We start from the raw sequence: 21,718 nt of genomic DNA, 5'->3' as shown, positions 1-21,718 counted from the left end.
GATCTCGTTGAAGAGTTCATCCAGTAGTTGACGCATTGCTATCTCGACTTTTCTGAAGCAGACGAATCTTTCTGCTTAAATATTTCCTGCTGTTAAGATCAGACTAGTATTCCTCTTGCAGCTACTCTGTTCTTTTCAGCACTCAAATGTGTTGCTACGCGTTTATACGAAGTCATTCTGAAGTAAGGTGTTTGTGCCCTCAGCAAGCCAGAAGGCTGCCGTTGAAACGGCATCGATCAGACGCTCAGGAACTGTGTCCTCCTGCACGTCAGAGAGGCACCAGCGCTCGCAGTAAAGTGCCTGCATCTTGTCTTCATCAATGGCCAGACGTCCGGCTGCGGTCGATGTGCCAAGACAGTTGGCAGCAAGCATTGCTTTCAGGATGTGGGGCTGGTTGATGTCGAGATCCGGCAAGTAGAAACTGAATTCCAGATTGTTGCCGTCTATGCGGCTCAAAACACCAGAAAAGCTGTCCTCAAAAAGCAGGGCCACATGCCCGGCTTCGTCAAACTTCAACTCCGGCAGACCAAGCGTCTCGCGAATAACCGGGACGATACGGTCCACATGATGCATCGTGCATCCCCTCAATTACGTTGCTTGAGAGGAAGCTAGCGAGTCGTCAACATCTGAGATGTGCTGAAAGGAACATTAGGGTGGGGGAATGCAAATAAAACAAACTGCAGGCGTGATCTGAATTGGATCGCTACTACAAATAGCAAAGGCCCCGAAGGTGCTTCGGAGCCTTATCTATGGATCTATTTCAACTGAACGGCAAACCGGAAAACAAAGAATGTTTGCCTGTCTGGTGGAATGGCTTAGTTGTTCAGCGCTTCAAAGAGCGGCGGCTCTTCGTCCAATCCCATCAGACGGCGTGCAGCAGTCAGGGTATTGCTCATCAACATCGCGATGGTCATAGGCCCTACACCACGTGGAACCGGGGTGATAGCAGCTGTGTGACCGAGTGCTTCATCAAACGCCACATCGCCCACTAAACGGGTTTTGCCTTCGCCCTTTTCAGGTGCTGGAATGCGGTTGATGCCCACGTCAATGACAGTCGCGCCCGGCTTCAACCAGTCGCCCTTGATCATCTGCGGGCGACCCACGGCAGCAATAACAATATCTGCAGAACGAACCACATCAGGAAGATCTTTGGTGCGGGAGTGAGCAATCGTCACCGTGCAGTGCTCTTGCAACAACAACTGAGCGATCGGCTTACCAACAATGTTGGAACGCCCGACGATCACAGCGGTTTTGCCGGAAAGATTATCGCCAAGTGCTTTCTTTGCCAGCAACACGCTGCCAGCGGGGGTGCATGGCACAAGCGCACGGTCTGTATTGCCGCTGCCCAGCAGGCCAACATTGATCGGGTGGAAACCGTCGACGTCTTTCTCAGGCTTAATGAGATCGAGGACCTTATTTTCACTGATGTGCTTTGGCAAAGGCAACTGAACCAGAATACCATGAATGGTGTCATCTTCGTTCAGTGATGTCACAAGAGTCAGAAGCTCTTCCTCATTCACATCAGCTGATAGCGTGTGTGTGACGGAGTTGAAACCACATGCTTTTGCGGTTCGGCCCTTGTTGCGTACATAAACCTGACTGGCAGGGTCTTCACCCACAATCACAACAGCCAAACCCGGCTTAATACCTGTCTCAGATTCAAGGCGTGCAGCACGTGCAGCAATCTCGTCGGTGACAGATGCAGCAATAGCTTTGCCGTCGATAATAAGAGCCTCACTCATGGCAAGTCCTATTTAAAGATCACGGTACGGTCACCGTTAAGGAGAATTCGGTGCTCCAGATGATAGCGGACAGCGCGAGCAAGAACCTGACTTTCCGTATCACGCCCCTGGGCGATGAGTTCGTTCACCGAATGGAAGTGTTCAACCCGGCTCACGTCTTGCTCGATGATTGGTCCTTCGTCAAGGTCTGCGGTTACATAGTGCGCGGTGGCTCCAACCATCTTGACGCCGCGTGCATGGGCCCGGTGATACGGTTTTGCACCTATAAAGCTTGGCAGGAAAGAATGGTGGATATTGATCACCTTGCCTGCAAGTTTCTCACAGAGCTCATTGGAGAGAATCTGCATGTAACGAGCAAGCACCACCAGATCGATGTTTTCGCGCTCTACCAGATCAACAATCTGGGCTTCCTGTTCCGCTTTGGTCTCTTTGGTCACTGGCAGATAGTGAAAGGCAATCTGCTCATGCTCAACGCGGGACTGGTACTTGGTGTGGTTGGATGCAACCGCCACAAGATCCATCGGCAGCTGGCCAGTGGAATTGCGGTAGAGCAGGTCGTTCAGACAGTGCCCCATCTGAGAGACCAGGACCAGAACACGAGGCTTCTTGGAAAGGTCATGGACCTTCCAGTCAAAACCATAGCCCGTTGCAACAGGGCCAAAGCCCTCTTCAAACTGTTCTTTAGTCATCCCGTCCGGAGCATTGAAAGAGATGCGCATAAAGAAGCGATCGGTCTCTGCATCGCCGTACTGAGCGCTTTCACAGATGTTGCAGTTTTGAGAAGCGATTGAGTTTGCAACCGCTGCTACGATCCCTTTTCTGTCTCCGCAGGAAAGGGTGAGCACATAGTTGGCCTTGGTGTTCATAGGAGGCTTAATCTACACGTTTGAACTGAATTTGCTGCCGCGCACAATAGGCGGGAGCACCTAATTTTTAAAGGGTAAATCAACACTGGGATGCAGAAAAAAGCATTGTGCTGCAGCAATGTGATTCTTTTTCATACCCACGGCAGAAACCACTAAAACCACTAAGCTTGCGCAGACAGATCCAGATAGGTAGGAGATAGGGTGCCAAGTAAGGAATTACCCTGATAAATGCATTGGGAGATAATCGGGTATCAAATCAACCAGATTGAGAACAACACCGTAGATTTCTAGATTGAGCTTCGGTGCGTGCTCTTAAAACCAGATTTTCGAGTGTCTGGAGGCGCATCTGTTCGACCGGTGGGCCGGGGGCGCGTCATGAAGCTCTTTATAGTACAGGAAAGCTTCCTTGATGAAGACATTACTGAGATCACCGAGGTGGTCTCCAACGGCCTTGCTGCGCGTCAACACAACATCACTCTGATCACCCTGACGGGCAAACCAAGAGACCTTTCCCACTACTCACCACGAATTACGCCGGTCTTTCTGGAAAAGGCCAGAGCCGCCGCAGCTGCAGCTGGCGTTGCCAGACTGGTCGAAAAAGAAAAGCCGGATATCATTCTCTCTCACGGCACAGGCAGCAACATAGCCTGCTTGTCCGCCGTCAAAACACGCTCGCGTTTGAAGGTGCCTGTGGCGATCACGCTCCATTCATCGGTTACCATTTCAGATCGTCTTGCACTGAAAACCCAAAAGAGCGCAGCCACCATAGCAGTCCCGTTGATTTATCGCGAAGCAGAGCGGGTGATTTGTACGCTCAAGTCTATCGAACATGTCGTTGATCTTTGCGAGCAGGTGCCCAAAGAAAAGATCAGTGTCATCTACAATCCTCTTGTCGAAATGAATGTGTTTGAAACGGCAGCAGAGCCGATTGAAGAGGAGTGGTTCGAAACCCACGGCACCAGCAAGGTGATAAGTGTCGGGGCCCCGTCCAGTCGCCATGCCCATCACCAACTCCTCCGCGCCATGGCGCTCAGCCGTTACAAGGATAATCTGCGGGCGTATCTGTTGGGCAAGGGAGAGGAGCAGGAAGAACTCCAGCTGCTGGCTTCCAATTTGGCGCTCGATGATATCGTCACCATGCCGGGTGAAGTCACCAAGCCGGAGAGGTTCCTGAGAGCGGCCAACGTGTACGTCTCAACATCTCAGCAAGACAGCGTGTCCGGAGAACTGGTGCGGGCAATGGCCTTGGGAACACCCATCATTGCGCTCGACAGCGGCGCAGGTGCCCGTGAAGTGTTGAGCGATGTCCGCAATGGCTGGCTCGTTCCGTCAGGTGACGCAGACAAACTATCAGAAGCGATCCTCGCAGCAGTGAAGTGCGATAGATCCGACGACACTTTGGCGACCAGAGCACGTGATTTCTCTCAGGAACGTGCAATTGATGCCTATGAGAAACTGCTCCTCTCCATGATTTCTGAGCGTGTCACAGACCTGCACTAAGAGTGGCCTTCATGGAATATGCAGTCTAACTAGTTAATATAACTAGGTAAAATAGGATGCCTCACGCCATTAGCGTGGGATAACCCGGCACACACCACAAGCGTGTTTGACCTGCAAAATCAGCATCAAGTACCCTTAGGTCAGCCGTGTTCTTGGCCAGTGTTTGAGTGTGCGTACAGCTTCGTTCTCCGCCAATAAAAGATACAGGTCATTGGAGCACCACTGTTGAGTGTCTGGTTCGGGTTTTGCAGCAAGACGAGGAGTTCTCCTGCGCCTACGGTGTGTCGGCGTTCCTCTCTTATGCTGTTCTTCCTGCTGTCAGCCTGCATGGTAGGCCCGGATTTCAAAAGGCCAGAGCTCTCACCAGAAGCCAAGTTTACCCGCAATGATCCCGGTGCGACTGTGTCCGCTGACATTCAGGGTGGAGCCTCGCAGAACTTCTCTACTCAAAGAGACCTGCCGGGAGAGTGGTGGGAGCTGTTCGAGTCGAATGCTCTTAACACGTATGTCAGCCTTGCAGTCGCCAACAGTCCCACAATTGCTCAAGCTGAAGCCAATCTCAGACAGGCACAGGAAAATGCCTACGTGGCTGGCGCTGGGCTCTACCCAACCGTCACCGGCAATGCAAGCCGTAACAGGCAGAAGTTCCCTATTGGTGGCGGCGGGGCGAGTGAAATTGTTGCGAACCTGAACCCCTTCTTCACGACCTACAGCTTGTCATTGGCCATCTCCTATACGCTTGATGTCTGGGGCGGTACACGCCGGAACATCGAGTCACAAGTCGCCAACATTCAGTACTCGCAGTTTCAGGTTGAGGCAGCGCATCTGACGCTCACATCCAATCTGTTGAATGCAGTAATTCTGGAAGCCTCCCTCAGAGGGCAGATTCGTGCGACTGAAGAAATCATCAAGGTACAACAGCGGCAACTCTCCATCCTGCAAGCGCAGTTCAGGTTAGGTGGTGTGGATGAAAGTCAGGTCCTGCAACAGCTGGCAACGCTGGAGCAAACCAAAGCAACTTTGCCACCACTCCAACAACAATTGGTGGTGCAGAAAAATCAGATCAAAACGCTGGGTGGCTTCTACCCCACTCAGGATATCGTAAAGGAGTTTGATCTTTCTGATCTGAAATTGCCAAGAAAACTACCGTTAAGCCTGCCTTCAGAGCTGGTCGCACGAAGGCCAGATATCCGCTCTGCCGAGGCGCAACTCTGGCAAGCCAGCGCCAACATCGGTGTTGCACTAGCCAACCAGCTCCCGAGTTTCAAGATTACCGGGAATGCGGGCAACGACTCCGAAGTATTCAACCGCTTGTTCTTTTCTGGAACGGGTGCATGGCAAATCACAACCTCGGCAGCCCAAACCGTGTTTGATGCCGGAGCGCTCAACAGTCAGCGCAAAGCCGCCGTTGCAGCTTTTGAGGCTTCCGCCGCAAGCTATCGCAATGTTGTGCTGACTGCATTTGGCGACACCTCCAACGCGATCAGCGCTTTGAAGAATGATGCCCGTGCCCTGAAAGCCAGTCTGGCTGCCGAACGCTCTGCCAGAAAGAGCCTGCGCCTGACACAGCAACAATACAATCTGGGCGCAATCGACCTCACAACACTGCTGCTTGCAGTCCAAACCTACCAACAAGCGAAGATGAATCTGGTGCAGGCACAAGCCGCACGCTTCACAGACACTGTCGCCCTGTTCTTTGCGCTCGGTGGAGGGTGGTGGAACCGCCCCAATGCGGCACCAATAAGGGATGGAAGACCTCTGACCATCATCTCGGCTGTCCCGCCGTTCAATCGCAAACAGATCCAGCCGGTGAACCAGCCATGAGTGAACGCAAAAAAACCAACACCAAAAAACACATGATCATTATGTTGATTTGCGTCGGCATAGCGTTTGGTGGGCTCTATGGGTTCCAGCTTTATAAATCCAGAGTACTCGGGAAAATCGTATCCGGTCTGCAAAATAAGATCGAGACCGTCTCCTCCTACAAGTCCACCAAACAACTCTGGACCGAAAAAGTCTCGGCAGTTGGCACGCTTGTGGCAATCATGGGAACAGATTTATCGCCTGAGCTTCCTGGCACGGTAACCCATATCAACTTCGCATCCGGTGAGGATGTCAAGAAAGGCGCGCTGCTGATTGAGTTGGATACCACACAGGAGATTGCACAATTAAAGTCCTTACAGGCTCAGGAAACTCTGGCGCGTCAAACGCTGGACAGAGACCTGAAGCAGTACAAAGTCAACGCCGTCAGCAAACAGCAGATCGATTCCGACTGGTCGAGCCTGAAAGACTTTCAGGGACAAGTGCAAAACCAGCTTGCGATCATTGCCAAGAAAAACATCCGTGCTCCATTCTCAGGCCGTTTGGGCATCCGGCAGGTTAGCGTTGGCCAGTATCTCAACGTGGCCCAGCCCTACGTCAACCTTCAGCAACTTGATGATCTCTTCGTTGATTTTTACATACCCCAGCGTTTTCTGGGCACCATCAAACGCGATCAGGAAATTGAGGTCTCGGCTGATACCTATCCGGACCAGTCCATCAAAGGCAAAGTGGTTGCCATAGATGCGCAGGTCGACATCAACAACGGCAACGCCAGAGTGCGTGGCCGCTTTGCAAATCCAAACAAAGAGCTGATCCCAGGCATGTTCGTCGATGTGCAAACGGTGATATCAGCGCCAAAAGAGCAGGTCACAGTCCCGCAAACGGCCATCACCTACAACTCTTACGGCATCACCGTTTATGTGCTGACCAAGACCGACGAAAAGCACATGGACAAACCTGTCTACACCGCCAAGCAGCGCTTTATCGAGACCGGTGCAAAACGAGGCGACCAAATCGTGATTTCAAAAGGCCTTAAGGTGGATGAGCTAGTGGTGAGTGCAGGGCAGCTCAAACTGCGTAATGGATCCAAGGTCGTCATCGACAACTCCGTGCTGCCACTCAATGACCCTGACCCGAAACCCGTAGAGCAATAGGTGGGCCATGAACAGTTTCACAGAAATCTATGTTCGTCGCCCCGTTCTGGCTTCCACCATCAGCCTGATGATTTTGGCGCTGGGCTTGCGCGCAATCTTCTTGCTGCCCGTGTTGGAGTACCCAAAGACGGAAAACGCCGTCATCACCATCTCAACCACCTTGTTCGGTGCCAGTGCTGAGACTGTCGCGGGCTTCATCACCACCCCGCTGGAAGAAGCCATCGCGCAGGCCAACGGCATCGACTACATGACCTCGACCAGTGCCAGCACAGTCAGCACCATCACGGTCAATCTGGTGCTCAACTACGATGCCGACAAAGCCCTTACGGAGATCAACACCCAGATCAGCTCAGTACTGGACCAACTCCCCCAGGAAACGCAAAACCCGGTGCTCACCATTCAAATCGGTGAGACCATCGACGCCATGTACATCGGCTTCACCTCTGATGTGATCGACCGCAATCAGCTAACGGATTACATCGTCCGTGTTGTCCAGCCACAAATTCAGGCAATCGATGGTGTGCAAACGGCTGAGCTTTACGGCGAAAAACGCTTCGCAATCCGTGCATGGCTGTACCCGGATAAACTGGCCGCCTATGGCCTCACCGGCACGGATATCGCAAATGCTCTGGCCCGCAATGACTTTATCTCCGGTGTGGGCAACACCAAAGGCCAGATGGTGCAGGTGGAACTCACGGCCAATACCAACCTGACAGATGTCGAGGATTTCCGTCAGCTTGTTGTCACAGAAAGCGATGGCGCAATCATTCGCCTGCGTGATGTGGGCAGGGTGGAGCTGGGATCTGAAGATTATGATCTGGCCGTGCTCTATTCCGGTAAGGCAGCAGTGTACATTGGGGTACAGGCCGCGCCTGCTGCAAACGTACTCGCCATGCTGGATCAGGTGCGCGAGGTCGTGCCCAAAGTCCAAAATGCCATGCCTCCGGGGCTGGAAGCACGGATCGTCTACGACTCCGGTCTCTTCATCAACGCAGCAATTGATGAGGTGATCAGCGCCCTTCTCGAAGCATTGGTGATTGTGACGTTTGTGGTCTTCCTCTTCATTGGCTCCCCGCGCACAGTTGCCATCCCCATCATCGCGATCCCGCTATCGCTCATCGGCACCTTTTTCATCATGTTGGTTTTGGGATACTCCATCAACCTGCTCACGCTCCTTGCCTTGGTGCTTGCCATTGGCCTTGTGGTGGATGATGCGATTATCGTGGTGGAGGATGTGGAACGACATATCTCGGAAGGCAGCACGCCGTTTCAGGCTGCTGTTCAAGCCGGGCAAGATCTCGGCAGACCCATTCTGGCGATGACGGTCGTTCTTGTCGCGGTGTATGCCCCCATCGGCTTTCAGGGCGGTTTAACGGGCGCCCTGTTTACAGAATTCGCCTTCACAGTGGTTGGCTCGGTGACCATCTCAGCCATTGTCGCGCTCACCCTGACACCCATGATGAGCTCCAAGATCCTCAAAGCAAGATCAGAGAAGACCTCTGGGTGGGATGATGCACTGACCCGTACGGTGGATGACATCTACGACCGGTTCCGCAAACGCTACTTGCGTGCTCTGGAAGCATCGCTGGACAACAGACCTGTCGTTCTCACCTTTGCCTTTTTGATCCTCTCCAGTATTCCAGTGCTTTATTCCACCTCACAGCAAGAGCTGGCACCGCAGGAAGATCAGGGCCTAGTTCTGGCCCAGTCAACGCCAGCACCTTCGGCCACCCTGCAACAAAAAATGCTCTACACAGAAGAGATCTATCGCATCGCCCGGAAGTATTCTGAGGTTGAAGGCGTGTTTCAACTGGTGCTGTCTTCCAGTGTACTCTCAGGCGTGTTGCTCACTCCATGGGATGAACGCTCCAAGACCGCCACTGAGCTGCAATACGCCATGCAGCCTCCAATGGAAGGTGTGGCAGGCTTCAAAACCGTGATGTTCCAAAACCCACCCTTACCGGGCAGCAGCGGCTTGCCTGTGCAGTTTGTCATCAAAACCACTCAACCCGTCGACAAACTCAATGTCGTTGGCTCTCAAATACTGGAAAAGGCACAGGCCACCGGCAAGTTCATCTTCATTGATAAGGACCTGAAGATCGATAAACCGCAGGGCAAAATCAACATCGACCGCGACCGCGTTGCTGAGCTAGGTCTCACCTTGCAGGATGTGGGACAATCCCTCACAGCGCTCATGAGTGGCGGTTACATCAACTACTTCGATTTTGATGGCCGCTCTTACAGGGTCATCCCGCAAATCATTCAGTATGACCGCCTCAATCCGGAACAACTGTTGGACACTTATATCCGTGTTTCGAGCAGCCCTACGACAACTGGAGGAGCGTCAGGTGGTGCAGCGCAGGGGGGAGCACCAGGCAGCGCGGGATCCAGTAGTTCAGCACAAAGCGGAACGTCTTCATCAAGCTCTTTTGCCTCCGCATTTTCATCAGGCGGATCAGGAACGAACACAAGCAGCAATGCCCCGCGCAGTACAATTGTGCCGCTCTCCAGCGTTGCGACACTGGATATGCAGGTCACACCAGAGTTTATCCCGCACTTCCAGCAGCTAAACTCCATGACGCTTTCCGGCGTGCCCAGCTTTGGCGTGCCTTTGGCGGAGGCCTTGCAAGTCCTGCAACAAATTGCAGCGGAAGAACTGCCAGAAAGCTATGATGTCGACTACGCCCAACAGTCGCGCCAGTTTGAGCAGGAAAGCAGCGGCTTTGTCGTAACCTTTGCCTTTGCCTTGCTCATCATCTTCCTAACGCTTGCAGCTCAGTTCGAAAGCTTCCGCGACCCGATCATCATTCTCATCTCGGTTCCCATGTCCATCGCAGGGGCTCTGTTCTTCATCAACATCGGGATAGGTGGCGCCAGCATTAACATTTACACGCAGGTTGGCATCATCACGCTCATGGGCCTGATCTCCAAACACGGTATCCTGATTGTAGAGGTAGCCCGCGAACTTCAGGAAAATCAGGGCGCAACCAAACGTGAGGCCGTGATTGGCGCCTTGCAAATTCGCCTGCGCGCCATCCTGATGACAACCGCCGCCATGGTGCTTGGCGTGATCCCGCTGGTGCTGGCAAGCGGAGCAGGCGCAGCCTCTCGATTCAACATGGGGCTGGTGATTGCGACTGGCTTGTCCATCGGAACACTCTTCACTTTGTTCGTCGTCCCAAATGTCTACATGCTCATTGCACAAGATCGATCCAAACTGGCACAACCCGATGATAAAGCGGAGGAATTGCCAAAGGGAAACGGTGAGCCAGACCCAACCTCATAGAGCAGTGGAACAGGACGAACTCTCAAAACGGCAGAATTCCTTGAGGTTTCAAACCTTCTGGGAAATGAGAGATGCGGTTTTGAGATAAGAAATTACAAAGGCAAAAGCCCAGAGCAACAAGCCTGTTCCAGCACTCCCGCAATCCGCTTTTATGCTCACCTGTGGAACACTTGTAAGTTTCTCACAGCAAAAAGAAATTGAGTGGTTGCCTATTCCAAATCATAAAGCTATAACCCGCCCCACACACAGCGATGGGGTGTAGCCAAGTGGTAAGGCAACGGTTTTTGGTATCGTGTACCGTAGGTTCGAATCCTACCACCCCAGCCATTTTCTCCTAAAAATTTATTCGACTAGCCTAGAGTTAAGCATCGCTTTTATGCGTTCTCTAAAGCCTGTAATGAGCAGTCAGTAACACTGGCTTAAATGCTGTTCTCTGTGCATGCACATTCCGGTTTCCAGCCACGCTCCTTCCCAAAATATAACTGTGTCGATTCTCAAGAAGATTTCGCATCATGTAACATGCTGTTTTAATTGAGATAATGCCTCCTCATTGCCTGACGACCTTAGCTTACCCAAATTCCTTGAGGGTGCTTTGATCGCTGAGACCATTCTGCAACCGGCTTAACCAGAGGCTTCACCATGTCTGAGCAGATAGATACCTGCCCAGATGAACCAGAGAATGAAGCCAAGGCCGAAGATGATACCGCCCAGATCGCTCATGCCTGGAATGACTGTGGCAATCCCTGCCAGACCGATGACAATGCCAAGCAGGCTCAGGCCCTTGGAAAGACTGGAGCCGCGCAGGCCAGCCCAGCACAGCAGCAGCACCCACAGGCCACCGGTGATCTCGTTGCCGCCGCCAATACCTTCCTGCACGTTGCCCACATCACCAGTGCTTCGTCATGGTCAAGTGCGTAAAGGGCAGAAACTTCTGCCAGAGAAATGTTGGCCAGCATGCCACTGGCTAAAACCAGTCCGGCCCAGATCAACCCGAAAGCAGCGGCAACCTGAGAGAGCCCCGGTGTTGCAGCTTTCAACCGGTCATGAAGCGCAATCACCAGCACTACCAGAAACACTGCATTAACGATGTAGATGATGAAATTCCAGAGATACATAAGGCTCTGATTGGACGCGACGAATGCCAGCAGGTTCGCATCACTGCCGTCTTCGCCAAAGCCGGCATCCGCGAGCAAAGTGGTTAAAAGAGCAAAGCCAATAATGTATGTGGCCGCTTCAATAAGAGAGGCTATTCCTCCAGCTTTTTGAAGGTTCATGGCAGGATTTCCTCTTAATATTCATAATTGAACTCAGGCAGAACATGGGATGCTCTGAGCAACAAAGAAATGTAAAGTGCAGAAAGCCGCAGCGTAAACTTACAAATTGCGTTAAACAAGAGGCGTATACCCAGACTTGCAAAAAACTATAGTATTTGCAGCTTGAAAGTTTGTGTTGAAGCAGCCGACCATAATTCGTCACCACGACGCTCCCAGACCAATAATAAGAGACGAGTGAACAGTGCGTGATCGCCAGAAGAAAAACGGGCGATGAGACGGCAGTAACCAGATTGCTTTTGAGGGAAAGCACTCTGATTTGAGGGGGAGACCGAATGAACCTGGCAGAATGGCTGGCCCGTACAGCAAGAATAACACCCGACGCACCTGCGCTCTTTCACGGAACGCAGCTTGTGGCAACCTACGGTCAGTTTGGCGCGCGCTCCGCTGCCATCGCTGGTGCTCTGCAAAATGACTATGGTGTTTCCAAGGGCGACCGTGTTGCCATCTTCATGAAAAACCGCACAGAGTATCTGGAAGCCAGCTATGGCATCTGGTGGTCCGGCGCCGCTGCAATTCCGATCAATGCCAAGCTGCACCCGAAAGAAGCCGCATGGATTATTGAGAACGCTGAGGCCACCGCCGTCTTCATCTCTGATGATGTGGGTGAGGATCTGATCAGGGAGATTGACCAGTCCAAAACCAAGGTTATCTCGGTAGATCAGGACAGCTACAAACAGATGCTCACCGCAGAGCCTCTGGGGCAGCCTGTGCCCATTGACGCGCAGGACATGGTCTGGTTGTTTTACACCTCGGGCACCACAGGCCGCCCTAAAGGGGTGATGATGTCCTCGCAAAATATCCAGAGCATGATGCTCGGCTATTATGCAGGCATCGGCACACCAACGCACGAAGACGCCACGCTTTACGCCGCTCCCATGTCCCACGGTGCGGGAATCTACAGTTTCATGCACGTTGTGGCCGGTGGTCGCCACGTTTGTCCGGTCTCTGGCGGGTTTGACGCTGCAGAGATTCTGGAGATCGCCCCACAGATCGGCAGGATCGCCATGTTTGCGGCACCCACAATGGTGCACAGGTTGGTGGAAGTGGCCAAAGCCACAGGCGCAACGGGCGAGGGGCTGGACACCATCATCTACGCCGGTGGGCCTATGTATTTCGCTGATATCGTTGAGGCTGTTGATGTTCTCGGCCCACGCTTCGCGCAAATCTACGGACAGGGCGAATGCCCAATGGGCATCACGGTCCTCAGCCGGGAGCAGGTCTGCGACAGAAAACATCCCCGTTGGGAAGAAAGATTGAAATCAGTTGGGGTAGCTCAAGTCGTCTCGAATCTCCGTGTGGTAGGAGAAGACATGAAAGACCTGCCCGTTGGTGAGATTGGCGAGATTGTCGTGTCAGGTTCGGCGGTCATGCTGGGCTACTGGCACAATGAGGAAGCAACGGCTTCCACGATTAAAAACGGTTGGTTGAAAACAGGCGACATGGGTGCGCTGGATGAGGAGGGGTTCCTCACCTTGCACGACCGCTCGAAAGATATGATCATATCGGGCGGATCCAATATCTATCCTCGCGAAGTGGAAGAAATTCTGCTGATGCATCCGGATGTATCTGAAGTCGCAGTTGTCGGTCGGTTCCATGAAGAGTGGGGCGAAGAGGTGGTGGCAATCATCTCGCCAGAGAAGGGAAAGACCGTCGCTTTTGCAGAGCTGGATCAGCTGTGCATTGATAACATCGCGCGTTTCAAGCGTCCGAAGCAATACGTCGCCATGGATCAGTTGCCCAAGAACAATTACGGCAAGATCCTTAAGCGAGACTTGCGAGAGATGTTGAAAGGCCCGCAGAGAGGTGGATCAGTCTGATGAAGTCCTTTGAAATTCGTAGTGCTCGCTCAAAAGATATCCCGCAGATCGGAGAGGTCGGTCTCGCCTCATGGAAACGGGGCATCGGCCCCCACGTGCCACAGGTTGCTCACGATACCATGAGCAAGGCCTCCTTCACCGATTTTGCAAGCGCCTGTCTGGATCAGATCGTGGTGGCGGTCAAAGAAGATCGCGTGCTCGGCTTCGCTGCTACAGAGCATGCCGACAACTTCATCACCGACCTCTGGATTGACCCGGACTACGAGAGCAGCGGACTGGGCACCGCCCTGGCAGAAGAAGCCGAACGCCGCATCGCCGCCCGTGGCTACCACACCGCAGAAATCTCGGTCCTCATCCAGAACGAACGCGCTCTGGGCCTCTACCACCACATGAGATACGAGGACGTCCGCGAGGCCACCAAGTTCGACGAAGACCTCAAATGCGAAATCACCTACATCCGCCTCCGCAAACACCTCCCATTCTACGCAGAAGAAATCGCCTGAGGTCTTCCCTCAGGCATGCATCTATGGATATTGGGAAGCAATAAACTTTTATAGCGAAGAGCCCTTTCTGGAAGTCTAGCAGAGACAAATTCTTTGTGGTGTAGCTAAGCGTTGTGTGACCAAAGCTGACCTGCGAACTTACTTGGCAAGTTCCCTACCAGAGCGATGTGATAAGCTGGAGCATTGCTACGCTCACTAAACTTGCGTTCGAGCAAGGCGTTCACATTTGCTTTGGATAAAGGGAGGACAAAAAAGGCTGGTTTGCTGCTCCTAAGGCAAACTGCGATCCGGCTGAAAATATTTCATTTCAATCTGACCGTCAACGTGCCCAAATAAATGAGACTACCTCTATTTAACTCTTTTCCAACCTGTACAAAAACACTTTGGCGAGCAAACGGGTTTCAAATAACGATAGATACAGCTATGCACCCATTGGGCCAATTATGATTGCGGGAGCGAACATCGTCCGAGTTGCCATAGCTTTTTGGGATTACTCACGCAGACTTACGGCAGTTGGCGGAACCCCATATCCCATACGCAATGATAAGACTGCCTTACGAGCGCCAAGACCAACAGTTTCCACCCACTCTTCGTGCAAAGCTCTGGCTTCAACCTTTAACTCTTCAGGCATTAGTGATGCCGCCTCATCTCCTGTTTGCGCATAAAGGAAACAGGGCGACCATGGCTGTGCCCAGAGCCTCCGGCAGGTAGCCTCGAGCCAAACACGCTGCAGCGCGGCACCTCCGCGCATATAGGCCTCTTGCCCTTCACCCTCAATCGTAATCACAAACCCCAGTCCGGCAGCCGCAAAGGCATCTTTTACTGGATCACCGAGGGCGGCCCCAAGGTTCCGTTCCCGAAGCGCTGCCATAATATCTGGACGCATAGCAAGCTTCACCTTTTCAAGATCGGGTGGGCTCAGCTCAAGTGTTCGCACATCAAGTCCCCGACGGACCGGCTCTTCTCCAGGCCAGACCAGTTCGCGGGCCAGATCATCATGCAATTGCGGTGAAAGAAATCTCAGTCGCTCGACTCGTGCCAGAAAATTGGCATAGCTGTTACGTGCTTCCCCCTCAAACAGAACAAGCTCTCCGCCCTCAGCCCAGGCAGCGTTTTTGAGCGCGGCTATGTCTTCCACTGAAAGACCTCGGGCTTCCAGAGGCCGCCGATTTGTCATTCGCCTTGGTATAAACTCAGCCAGATAGCTGGGTAAACCACCATCGCCGTCACCCAGTTCTACCAGTGCACGATCATCTGAACTCAATCGGGCATCCCCAAGTGATCGCCGGGCGGCGGCCAGTGCACGGGCATTCATCCAGGCAGCCCCCACCGCAACCAGACTACCACGTTGGTCAATGTCCATGGCAACCTGCACCCCTTCGCTGACTGCAAGTTCAAGCTGGTTGTCCTTCCACTCGAAATGCCAGCGTTGAGCATTGCCCCCGGACGGGGCCAGTTTTGCTGCAGCAATCATATCCCGCTTTAAATCGCCGGTTGCACAATCGGTATCGCGCGGCGGCGCAGAAGGGAACGACGCGTAGTCTGGCTCAGGTTGAACAAGGTCGAGATAAGATTGGCCAAATGACCGCCCCGAGGCCACGTGTAGGCCGACCGCGATACGCCGGGCAATATCCGCCACCGCTCCCGCACCGGAGGTAACATCACTGGAGAGTTGCGGCCAGGTTTGCAGGGTCCGATCAATCTCGAACAACGAAGCGCCCAACCCGGTCGAAACATTGTCGGCAACGATGATCCGCAAAGCAAGCCCCACGCGCTCATCAGCTCCCATGTTTGAGAGGGTTGCAACATTCAAATCGCCAGCAAGCCCATGAAACAAGGCACGCTCGGGCTCTTGATCATAACGTTCCACATCTAACATGCAGCGATCAGAAGTATTCATGATGACGGGAACACGTGCTGCACGGCAGGTTTCGCGAAGAGCTACCTTAATGGAAAAGCTGTCACAAACTTCGATCAATTGATCGAGCCCAGCCACGAAATCAGTGCAATTGTCAGGGTTTACGCCGTCCTGATGGATCTCAATGTCACAATAGGGATTGATCTCAGCCATGCGCCGCGCTGCGGAAACGCATTTATTGAGACCAATATCCATGAGGGAGGCAGGAATGCGATTAAGATTAGTCAGCTCCAACGCATCGAAATCTGCAAGCCGAAAGCGCTGGAACCCAAGAGAAACCATCGCCATTGCAATCGCATAACCAGTTGAAAGCCCAACGATCCCCACGTGCGCTGCATGAATACGTTCCGCCGCCTGATCATCGATTTTCAATCTGTTCCGGTTTTCACGGATGCCATGAAATGCACCCGCTTCCGGTAGGCGCAGCGCAAGATTGCGCCACGGGTAGTAAACTATGCGGTATGAGACTTCTTTCACGCCCGGTAGGCACTTGCCAATTTCATCCTGCAAGGCTGGACCGTGATCAACAAGCTGAACAGAATCTGACATCAACTCTTTAATGCGTGCGGTATCGCTGACATTTGCCGGGTCAAGGATCTCTGGCTTCCATAGTGTTGTCATCGTCAAAAACACCCTGCATTCATGCTATGTGAAACTGGTAGGAACTTGGCGATCTGTGCTTCAAGACGGTTCCTGTCAAACCAAACCACACCTGTGAGAATATCAGGCTTGGGGAAGGGAACCGGCTTGATATCACTGTCCATTACCCCGCCATAGCGGGTGAAAACCGGAACTGAGAATGGTGAAAGGGCAGCAACGATCCAGCGGCATCCCGTTTGGGGCAACTGCAGATAAAGGCCCGCAACCAAAAGTGGGGCAATCAATGTGCTGTCACCACGAAACTCGTTATCCATCCATCCGGTCTTGCCTTCCAGAACACCTTCGCTCAGGCGCGACCGAACCTTGTCGTGGATCATTTCGAAAGCAGGGAAACCATCAAGCTCCTTACAAACCGGAAGGTCATTTTCGCTAAGAGCCCCCCGGGTCCTAGCCCCGGCAATTGGCCTGCCATCCAGCATCACAACGGAAAACCTCTCAATTCCCCTCAAAACCGCAGCTTGTGAAGCAAAAACCATCTCTTCTGCATCATAGAGCTTGTAGCGCCGACGCGCACCAGCCAGAAACGCCTGCCACAATTCCGGTGAAGTCTTTGCCTCTGCCAGAACCAAAGTTAATCCCGTTGTTTCATCGTGATAGTGGATTTGATCTGTCACCCCACCCCTGCCAGTCTTGGAGATGCATATGAACCGGCTTTTGGGATCAGCCCCTCAAGAGATTCGTTTGACAGATGTTATTTCTTAAAAGAATATGATGCTATGCATTCATACTAATGTTTATTGGGGTAAGGTTTTATACAAACTGCTTATAAATTCCGTCAGGAGACAGAAATTGCAAGAGGTCTTTACAGGGCTACGGAACGGCATCCGATTATGTGGTCATCTTGCAGGTTAAATAGAGAGCTGCGGCAAAAAAGTTAGGTCTAGCGGTAGGTAGGATATACTCCCCCAACTGGCAAAGAACTATCTTTGCTATTTTTTGTGGAGAGCACTATGGTACGGTTCATTAGCCTCATGTCCTGAAGTCCAGCTTAAATCCTACGACGACATGGCCTTGATCTTTTAGCTTTTCTTATGCTGGTCTAAGGTGTAGTTACTCTGTTTGTAGATGGTAATCAACCAATCATTGTTAGTGATCTGAAGCCCAAGATTCCAGGAGCCATGGATTGCTCTAAGGCTCGTGTGGCTATCATCTCTAGCTATATTTGCCTGAAGTTGAGTTATCGTTTTTGCGTTACAATGTGATGACAAATGTACTGCGAGAATGAGGCCAGCGATTATATATTAAACTACCTTTCCCTTTGATAGTACCACCACCCAAAATTCCGTTGTTATCCCTTGATGCGAACAACTTCATGTAGCTTACCTGAATTCTCACACTTAAAGCGAAAATCCGCTTTGACCTAGTTTCACTAGCGAAGGCAAGTCATGCTGACTAGCAACCGCAGATCAACGGGCATCATGTCTGCTCAACGCAGTCGCTCGCCATCGGGCTTGAACAGCAAGGCCCGTGAGGCGGGCAGGGCCAGGTGCAGGATTTCGCTGTTTTGCTCAAGGCGGTTGCCGCGGCTTTCTGCGATGACCTGAACGCCGTCGGGCAACGTGCCGTAGGCGTAGCTGGTTTCTCCGAGGTTCTCGACCAGTGAAACGCTCACATCTGCGCCAACACCGTCTTCGCCTGAGCCAACCACAAAGTGTTCCGGGCGAATGCCAACGCTCACCATTGCGCCCTCCACCACGGAGGAGGTGATCCCCGGCACGACCAGCGTCTGCCCCTCAAAACCGGATACGGAAATCTCCAGCCCTGCATCGGTTGAACGCACAGCCTTACCACTCAGGAAGTTCATCTTCGGAGAGCCGATAAAGCCTGCCACGAACTGGTTCGCCGGATTATCGTAAAGCTCCAGCGGCTTGCCCACCTGCCGGATGTAACCGCCTTCCAGCACCACAATCTTGTCAGCCAACGTCATGGCTTCCACCTGATCGTGGGTCACGTAGATCATCGTGGCCGCCACGTCCTTGTGCAGTTTGGCAAGCTCAATGCGCATTTGCACGCGCAGCTCTGCATCAAGGTTGGAAAGCGGCTCGTCAAACAGGAACACCTTCGGGTTGCGCACAATCGCCCGGCCAATTGCCACGCGCTGCCGCTGACCACCGGAAAGCGCTTTGGGGTGACGGTCCAGATACTCTTCCAGTTTCAGAATACGCGCCGCTTCATCCACCTGTCGCTTGATCTCGGCTTTGGGGTGTCCGGTCATCTTCAGGCCAAAGCCCATGTTCTCCGCAACGGTCATGTGCGGGTAGAGCGCGTAGCTCTGGAACACCATGGCAATACCGCGTTGGGAGGGATCGATGTCCGTCACATCCTCATCCGCAATATGGATGGTCCCGCTGTTGCTGGTCTCCAATCCGGCGATGGTCCGCAGCAAGGTGGATTTTCCGCAGCCAGAGGGTCCAACGAAAACAACAAACTCGCCCTCCTCAATGTCCAGGTCCACACCGTGGATCACCTGCGTGTCGCCATAACTCTTCTTTAGATCGCGCAACACAACTGCGGTCATCTGTTCCCCTCCCGAAAAATATCTTCAATATCTGAGCAAGGGCCTCCCAAAGCCCCGCAAATCAAACCCCCAGTGCAATCTGAGCGTTCTCTGAAATCTCATTGGTCGCCGCCTTCATGGCTGGCAAATAGGTTTTGACCATGGTGTCGAGCGAGGTCACATAGGTCGTACTGGTCACGGAAAGCGCACCAATCGGCTCCCCGCGCTTGTTCAGGATCGGCAAGGCTACACAAATGATAGTGCCTTCATGCTCCTCATCATCATAGGCATGTCCACGCGTGCGAATACGAGCCAGCTCATCACGCAGCATTGTCTCGTTCACCAGCGTCTTATCGGTATGGCGCTGGAATGATTGCGCCTTGATCGCCTCAGCAAGTCGTGCCTCAGGAAGAGCAGAGAGCATCGCTTTGCCAACACCCGTGCAGTAGGCCGGGCCAATCTTGCCGGGACTGGAGAACATGGAAACGCTGCGCGGCGGCAGGCGCTTGTCCACGTAAAGCACCTGATTGTTGTCCAGCACAGCCAGATGAATGGTCTCAGGAATCTGCGTGCTCAGCATGTCCAGCGTATCCCGCGCCACACTGGCAAGGCTGGCACGGCTCCAGGCAGAATGGGCCAGCCGCAGCACCCGCATGCCAATGCTGTAGGTCTGATGCACCTCGTCATGCACCAGCATGCCTTCCTTCACCAATTGCCGTAGCTGACGGTGCAACGTCGCCCGGCTCAGCGGCAAAGCATTCAAAAGCTCTACGAACCGAGGGGGTGATTCTGCCATTGCAACCGCGTCCAGCACCACCAGTGCCTTGGAAATGGGGCTTGTGAGGTCTTGCTCGGTTTCCTCAGAGATACTCAGGGTTTGTGCGCCCATTTCCTGTTGTTTCCTTACCCGTTCCGGAAATCTGCAATTTTCATACAGATCCCTTCCTAGTTCCTTCGGTTGACAATTATGCATTACCACGCGACAATTTCAATGGTCAAAACATAGTTTCATTGAATGGAACTATTTTGATTGCTTTAACTGGGAGGTTTAGGGTGTTTAATTTTAGCAAAACAGCTGCGGGCGGGTTCGCAGCGGCATTTATGATTACAAGTTCAGCGTATGCAGCAGGTGATTTGGTTATCAATCTCGACCAGACGGACCCGGCTCCAAAAAAAGCATTTGAAGACATCGTGGCTGGCTTCTCCAAAGAGAACCCGGATGTGAACGTCATCGTCAACACGATGCATAAGGAGGGCTATAAAACCTCCATCCGCAACTTCCTCACAGCAGACGCACCAGATCTGGCAACATGGTACGCGGGCAACCGCATGGCACCCTTCGTCAATGCTGGCCTGTTTGAAGACGTCTCGGATGTCTGGGAAGAAAATGGCCTTAACGAGCAGCTGAAATCAGCAGCGGCATCCATGACCATTGATGGCAAAAAATGGGGTGTGCCCTACACCTACTACCAGTGGGGCATCTACTACCGCAAAGATATCTTCGAAGAGAAGGGCATTGCTGTTCCAACCAGCTGGGACGAGCTGGTTGCAGCGTCCGCAAAGCTTAAAGCAGCTGGCATTGACCCGTTCACAATCGGCACAAAAGCACTTTGGCCAACAGGCGGCTGGTTTGATTACATGAACCTGCGCGTCAACGGCTACGAGTTCCACATGGACCTCACCGCAGGCAAGGTGCCTTACACCGACCCGCGTGTGAAAGCGACCTTCGACAAGTGGGCCGAGTTGGTCAAGCCAGGCTACTACAACGCAAACCATGCAGCTTTGGACTGGCAGGAAGCTGTGCCAGCACTCGTGCAGGGCAAAGCGGCAATGTACCTGATGGGCAACTTCGCGGTTGACGTGTTCAAGAACGGTGGCCTGAAGGAAGAGCAGATCGGCTTCATGCAGTTCCCGGAAATCACACCGGGCATTCCAATGGCTGAAGATGCTCCGACCGACACCATTCACATTCCGGCAAACGCCAAAAACAAGGAAGATGCGAAGAAGTTCCTTGCTTACATGGCGCGTGCAGATGTGCAGACAGCAACAAACGTCACACTCGGTCAGTTGCCAGTAAACTCCGGTGCAGAGCGCCCTGAAGAGCGCATCCTGCAGCAGGGCTTCGACATGCTCTCCAATGCGTACGCGCTGGCGCAGTTCTATGACCGTGATGCTCCGGCAGCAATGGCAAAGGCTGGCATGGAAGGCTTCCAGGAATTCATGGTGAAGCCAGAGCGGGCTGACGCCATTTTGGACCGTCTCGAGAAGATCCGGACCCGTGTCTACAAGTAGTAGATAGGCGGAATTCTTAAGTAGGGTGGCGGAAGATTTCGCCGCCCTATGCTCTAGGAATAAACAGCGCAGAAGCATGATCTTCTGCAGGAGGACATAGATGAGCGAGCAGGCCTTGGCTCCTGTATCTTCCGGAAACTCACCAAAGTTTTCTGGAGGACCTGCCACATCAGGCGCCAGCAAAACCAGATCTTCAAAGTGGATCGCCAACCAGCGCAAACTTGCACCCTGGCTGTTTTTAGCGCCGGGTGTTGTGATGTTTCTGGTCTATGTAATTGCGCCAATCGGCCAGTCACTCTGGATCAGCTTGTATGAGTGGGATGGCATC

At 52.9% G+C, this 21,718-nt stretch carries 16 protein-coding genes, 1 tRNA gene and 1 pseudogene; 9 read left to right on the top strand and 9 right to left on the bottom strand.

Annotated elements, in window-relative coordinates; all coding sequences use genetic code 11:
- Nucleotides 1-162 precede the first annotated feature (162 nt).
- The 3 genes from PPL9_RS22310 to purU form a co-directional block, all read right to left on the bottom strand.
- Nucleotides 163-573 (bottom strand): type III secretion system chaperone, encoded by a 411-nt coding sequence (locus PPL9_RS22310; RefSeq protein ID WP_057464792.1) that lies wholly within the window; start codon nt 571-573, stop codon nt 163-165.
- Nucleotides 574-815: 242 nt separating this feature from the next.
- Nucleotides 816-1,742: a bifunctional methylenetetrahydrofolate dehydrogenase/methenyltetrahydrofolate cyclohydrolase gene (locus PPL9_RS22305; protein ID WP_057464791.1), complete on the bottom strand. Its 927-nt coding sequence runs from the start codon at nt 1,740-1,742 to the stop codon at nt 816-818.
- An 8-nt stretch (nt 1,743-1,750) separates the two neighbouring features.
- Nucleotides 1,751-2,608, bottom strand: coding sequence for a formyltetrahydrofolate deformylase (purU, locus tag PPL9_RS22300; RefSeq protein WP_057464790.1), 858 nt, complete (start codon nt 2,606-2,608; stop codon nt 1,751-1,753).
- Between the two features lie 375 nt (nt 2,609-2,983).
- Here purU and PPL9_RS22295 point away from each other — a divergent pair, with 375 nt between their 5' ends.
- From PPL9_RS22295 to PPL9_RS22275, 5 genes are all read left to right on the top strand, one after another.
- On the top strand, nt 2,984-4,108 hold the full coding sequence (locus tag PPL9_RS22295) for a glycosyltransferase (protein WP_057464789.1): 1,125 nt from the start codon (nt 2,984-2,986) through the stop codon (nt 4,106-4,108).
- A gap of 300 nt (nt 4,109-4,408) precedes the next feature.
- Entirely contained in the window at nt 4,409-5,932 is a 1,524-nt protein-coding gene (locus tag PPL9_RS22290) for an efflux transporter outer membrane subunit (RefSeq protein ID WP_082597039.1), read from the top strand.
- Nucleotides 5,929-7,083, top strand: coding sequence for an efflux RND transporter periplasmic adaptor subunit (locus PPL9_RS22285; RefSeq protein ID WP_057464788.1), 1,155 nt, complete (start codon nt 5,929-5,931; stop codon nt 7,081-7,083). The genes PPL9_RS22290 and PPL9_RS22285 overlap by 4 nt, the downstream gene beginning before the upstream one ends.
- A gap of 7 nt (nt 7,084-7,090) precedes the next feature.
- Nucleotides 7,091-10,369 (top strand): efflux RND transporter permease subunit, encoded by a 3,279-nt coding sequence (locus PPL9_RS22280; protein ID WP_057464787.1) that lies wholly within the window; start codon nt 7,091-7,093, stop codon nt 10,367-10,369.
- 252 nt (nt 10,370-10,621) lie between these two features.
- Nucleotides 10,622-10,696 (top strand) — tRNA-Gln (locus PPL9_RS22275).
- 294 nt (nt 10,697-10,990) lie between these two features.
- Here PPL9_RS22275 and PPL9_RS33580 read toward each other — a convergent pair.
- Together PPL9_RS33580 and PPL9_RS22270 are read right to left on the bottom strand one after the other, a co-directional pair.
- A complete protein-coding gene (locus tag PPL9_RS33580) occupies nt 10,991-11,197 on the bottom strand; it encodes a hypothetical protein (protein ID WP_208989557.1) in 207 nt (68 codons plus the stop codon).
- Nucleotides 11,143-11,643, bottom strand: coding sequence for a DUF4386 family protein (locus PPL9_RS22270; RefSeq protein ID WP_208989556.1), 501 nt, complete (start codon nt 11,641-11,643; stop codon nt 11,143-11,145). The genes PPL9_RS33580 and PPL9_RS22270 overlap by 55 nt, the downstream gene beginning before the upstream one ends.
- A 332-nt stretch (nt 11,644-11,975) precedes the next feature.
- On the opposite strand from PPL9_RS22270, the gene PPL9_RS22265 reads away from it, so the two are divergent.
- Complete coding sequence (locus PPL9_RS22265; RefSeq protein WP_057464786.1) at nt 11,976-13,520, top strand: AMP-binding protein; 1,545 nt, start codon at nt 11,976-11,978, stop codon at nt 13,518-13,520.
- Nucleotides 13,520-14,023 (top strand): GNAT family N-acetyltransferase, encoded by a 504-nt coding sequence (locus PPL9_RS22260; protein ID WP_057464785.1) that lies wholly within the window; start codon nt 13,520-13,522, stop codon nt 14,021-14,023. The genes PPL9_RS22265 and PPL9_RS22260 overlap by 1 nt, the downstream gene beginning before the upstream one ends.
- 490 nt (nt 14,024-14,513) lie before the next feature.
- Here the strand turns inward: PPL9_RS22260 and PPL9_RS22255 are convergent, their stop codons facing one another.
- The 4 genes from PPL9_RS22255 to PPL9_RS22240 all read right to left on the bottom strand — a co-directional run bounded on the left by PPL9_RS22255 (nt 14,514) and on the right by PPL9_RS22240 (nt 19,987).
- Nucleotides 14,514-16,562 carry an Rv1355c family protein gene (locus PPL9_RS22255; RefSeq protein WP_057464784.1) on the bottom strand — a complete coding sequence of 683 codons (2,049 nt, stop codon included), beginning with the start codon at nt 16,560-16,562 and terminating at the stop codon, nt 14,514-14,516.
- Nucleotides 16,563-16,564: 2 nt separating this feature from the next.
- Nucleotides 16,565-17,215 carry a hypothetical protein gene (locus PPL9_RS22250; protein ID WP_057464783.1) on the bottom strand — a complete coding sequence of 217 codons (651 nt, stop codon included), beginning with the start codon at nt 17,213-17,215 and terminating at the stop codon, nt 16,565-16,567.
- An 812-nt stretch (nt 17,216-18,027) separates the two neighbouring features.
- Nucleotides 18,028-19,119: a sn-glycerol-3-phosphate ABC transporter ATP-binding protein UgpC gene (gene ugpC, locus PPL9_RS22245; protein WP_057464782.1), complete on the bottom strand. Its 1,092-nt coding sequence runs from the start codon at nt 19,117-19,119 to the stop codon at nt 18,028-18,030.
- A gap of 61 nt (nt 19,120-19,180) precedes the next feature.
- Nucleotides 19,181-19,987, bottom strand: coding sequence for an IclR family transcriptional regulator (locus PPL9_RS22240; RefSeq protein ID WP_057464781.1), 807 nt, complete (start codon nt 19,985-19,987; stop codon nt 19,181-19,183).
- 212 nt (nt 19,988-20,199) lie between these two features.
- On the opposite strand from PPL9_RS22240, the gene PPL9_RS22235 reads away from it, so the two are divergent.
- Both PPL9_RS22235 and PPL9_RS33575 read left to right on the top strand, forming a co-directional pair.
- On the top strand, nt 20,200-21,390 hold the full coding sequence (locus PPL9_RS22235) for an extracellular solute-binding protein (protein WP_057464807.1): 1,191 nt from the start codon (nt 20,200-20,202) through the stop codon (nt 21,388-21,390).
- Between the two features lie 100 nt (nt 21,391-21,490).
- Nucleotides 21,491-21,718, top strand: a pseudogene (locus tag PPL9_RS33575) (sugar ABC transporter permease); the annotation flags it as partial.

This window comes from Pseudovibrio sp. POLY-S9 (genome assembly GCF_001431305.1).
Classification (GTDB): domain Bacteria; phylum Pseudomonadota; class Alphaproteobacteria; order Rhizobiales; family Stappiaceae; genus Pseudovibrio.
This window is presented reverse-complemented; position numbering and strand designations above follow the sequence as displayed.

Coding starts and splice junctions, on each gene's coding strand:
- PPL9_RS22310 (WP_057464792.1), bottom strand. CDS start 573: ATGCATCATGTGGACCGTATCGTCCCGGTTATTCGCGAGACGCTTGGT.
- PPL9_RS22305 (WP_057464791.1), bottom strand. CDS start 1,742: ATGAGTGAGGCTCTTATTATCGACGGCAAAGCTATTGCTGCATCTGTC.
- purU (WP_057464790.1), bottom strand. CDS start 2,608: ATGAACACCAAGGCCAACTATGTGCTCACCCTTTCCTGCGGAGACAGA.
- PPL9_RS22295 (WP_057464789.1), top strand. CDS start 2,984: ATGAAGCTCTTTATAGTACAGGAAAGCTTCCTTGATGAAGACATTACT.
- PPL9_RS22290 (WP_082597039.1), top strand. CDS start 4,409: ATGCTGTTCTTCCTGCTGTCAGCCTGCATGGTAGGCCCGGATTTCAAA.
- PPL9_RS22285 (WP_057464788.1), top strand. CDS start 5,929: ATGAGTGAACGCAAAAAAACCAACACCAAAAAACACATGATCATTATG.
- PPL9_RS22280 (WP_057464787.1), top strand. CDS start 7,091: ATGAACAGTTTCACAGAAATCTATGTTCGTCGCCCCGTTCTGGCTTCC.
- PPL9_RS22270 (WP_208989556.1), bottom strand. CDS start 11,643: ATGAACCTTCAAAAAGCTGGAGGAATAGCCTCTCTTATTGAAGCGGCC.
- PPL9_RS22265 (WP_057464786.1), top strand. CDS start 11,976: ATGAACCTGGCAGAATGGCTGGCCCGTACAGCAAGAATAACACCCGAC.
- PPL9_RS22260 (WP_057464785.1), top strand. CDS start 13,520: ATGAAGTCCTTTGAAATTCGTAGTGCTCGCTCAAAAGATATCCCGCAG.
- PPL9_RS22255 (WP_057464784.1), bottom strand. CDS start 16,562: ATGACAACACTATGGAAGCCAGAGATCCTTGACCCGGCAAATGTCAGC.
- ugpC (WP_057464782.1), bottom strand. CDS start 19,119: ATGACCGCAGTTGTGTTGCGCGATCTAAAGAAGAGTTATGGCGACACG.
- PPL9_RS22240 (WP_057464781.1), bottom strand. CDS start 19,987: ATGGGCGCACAAACCCTGAGTATCTCTGAGGAAACCGAGCAAGACCTC.
- PPL9_RS22235 (WP_057464807.1), top strand. CDS start 20,200: ATGATTACAAGTTCAGCGTATGCAGCAGGTGATTTGGTTATCAATCTC.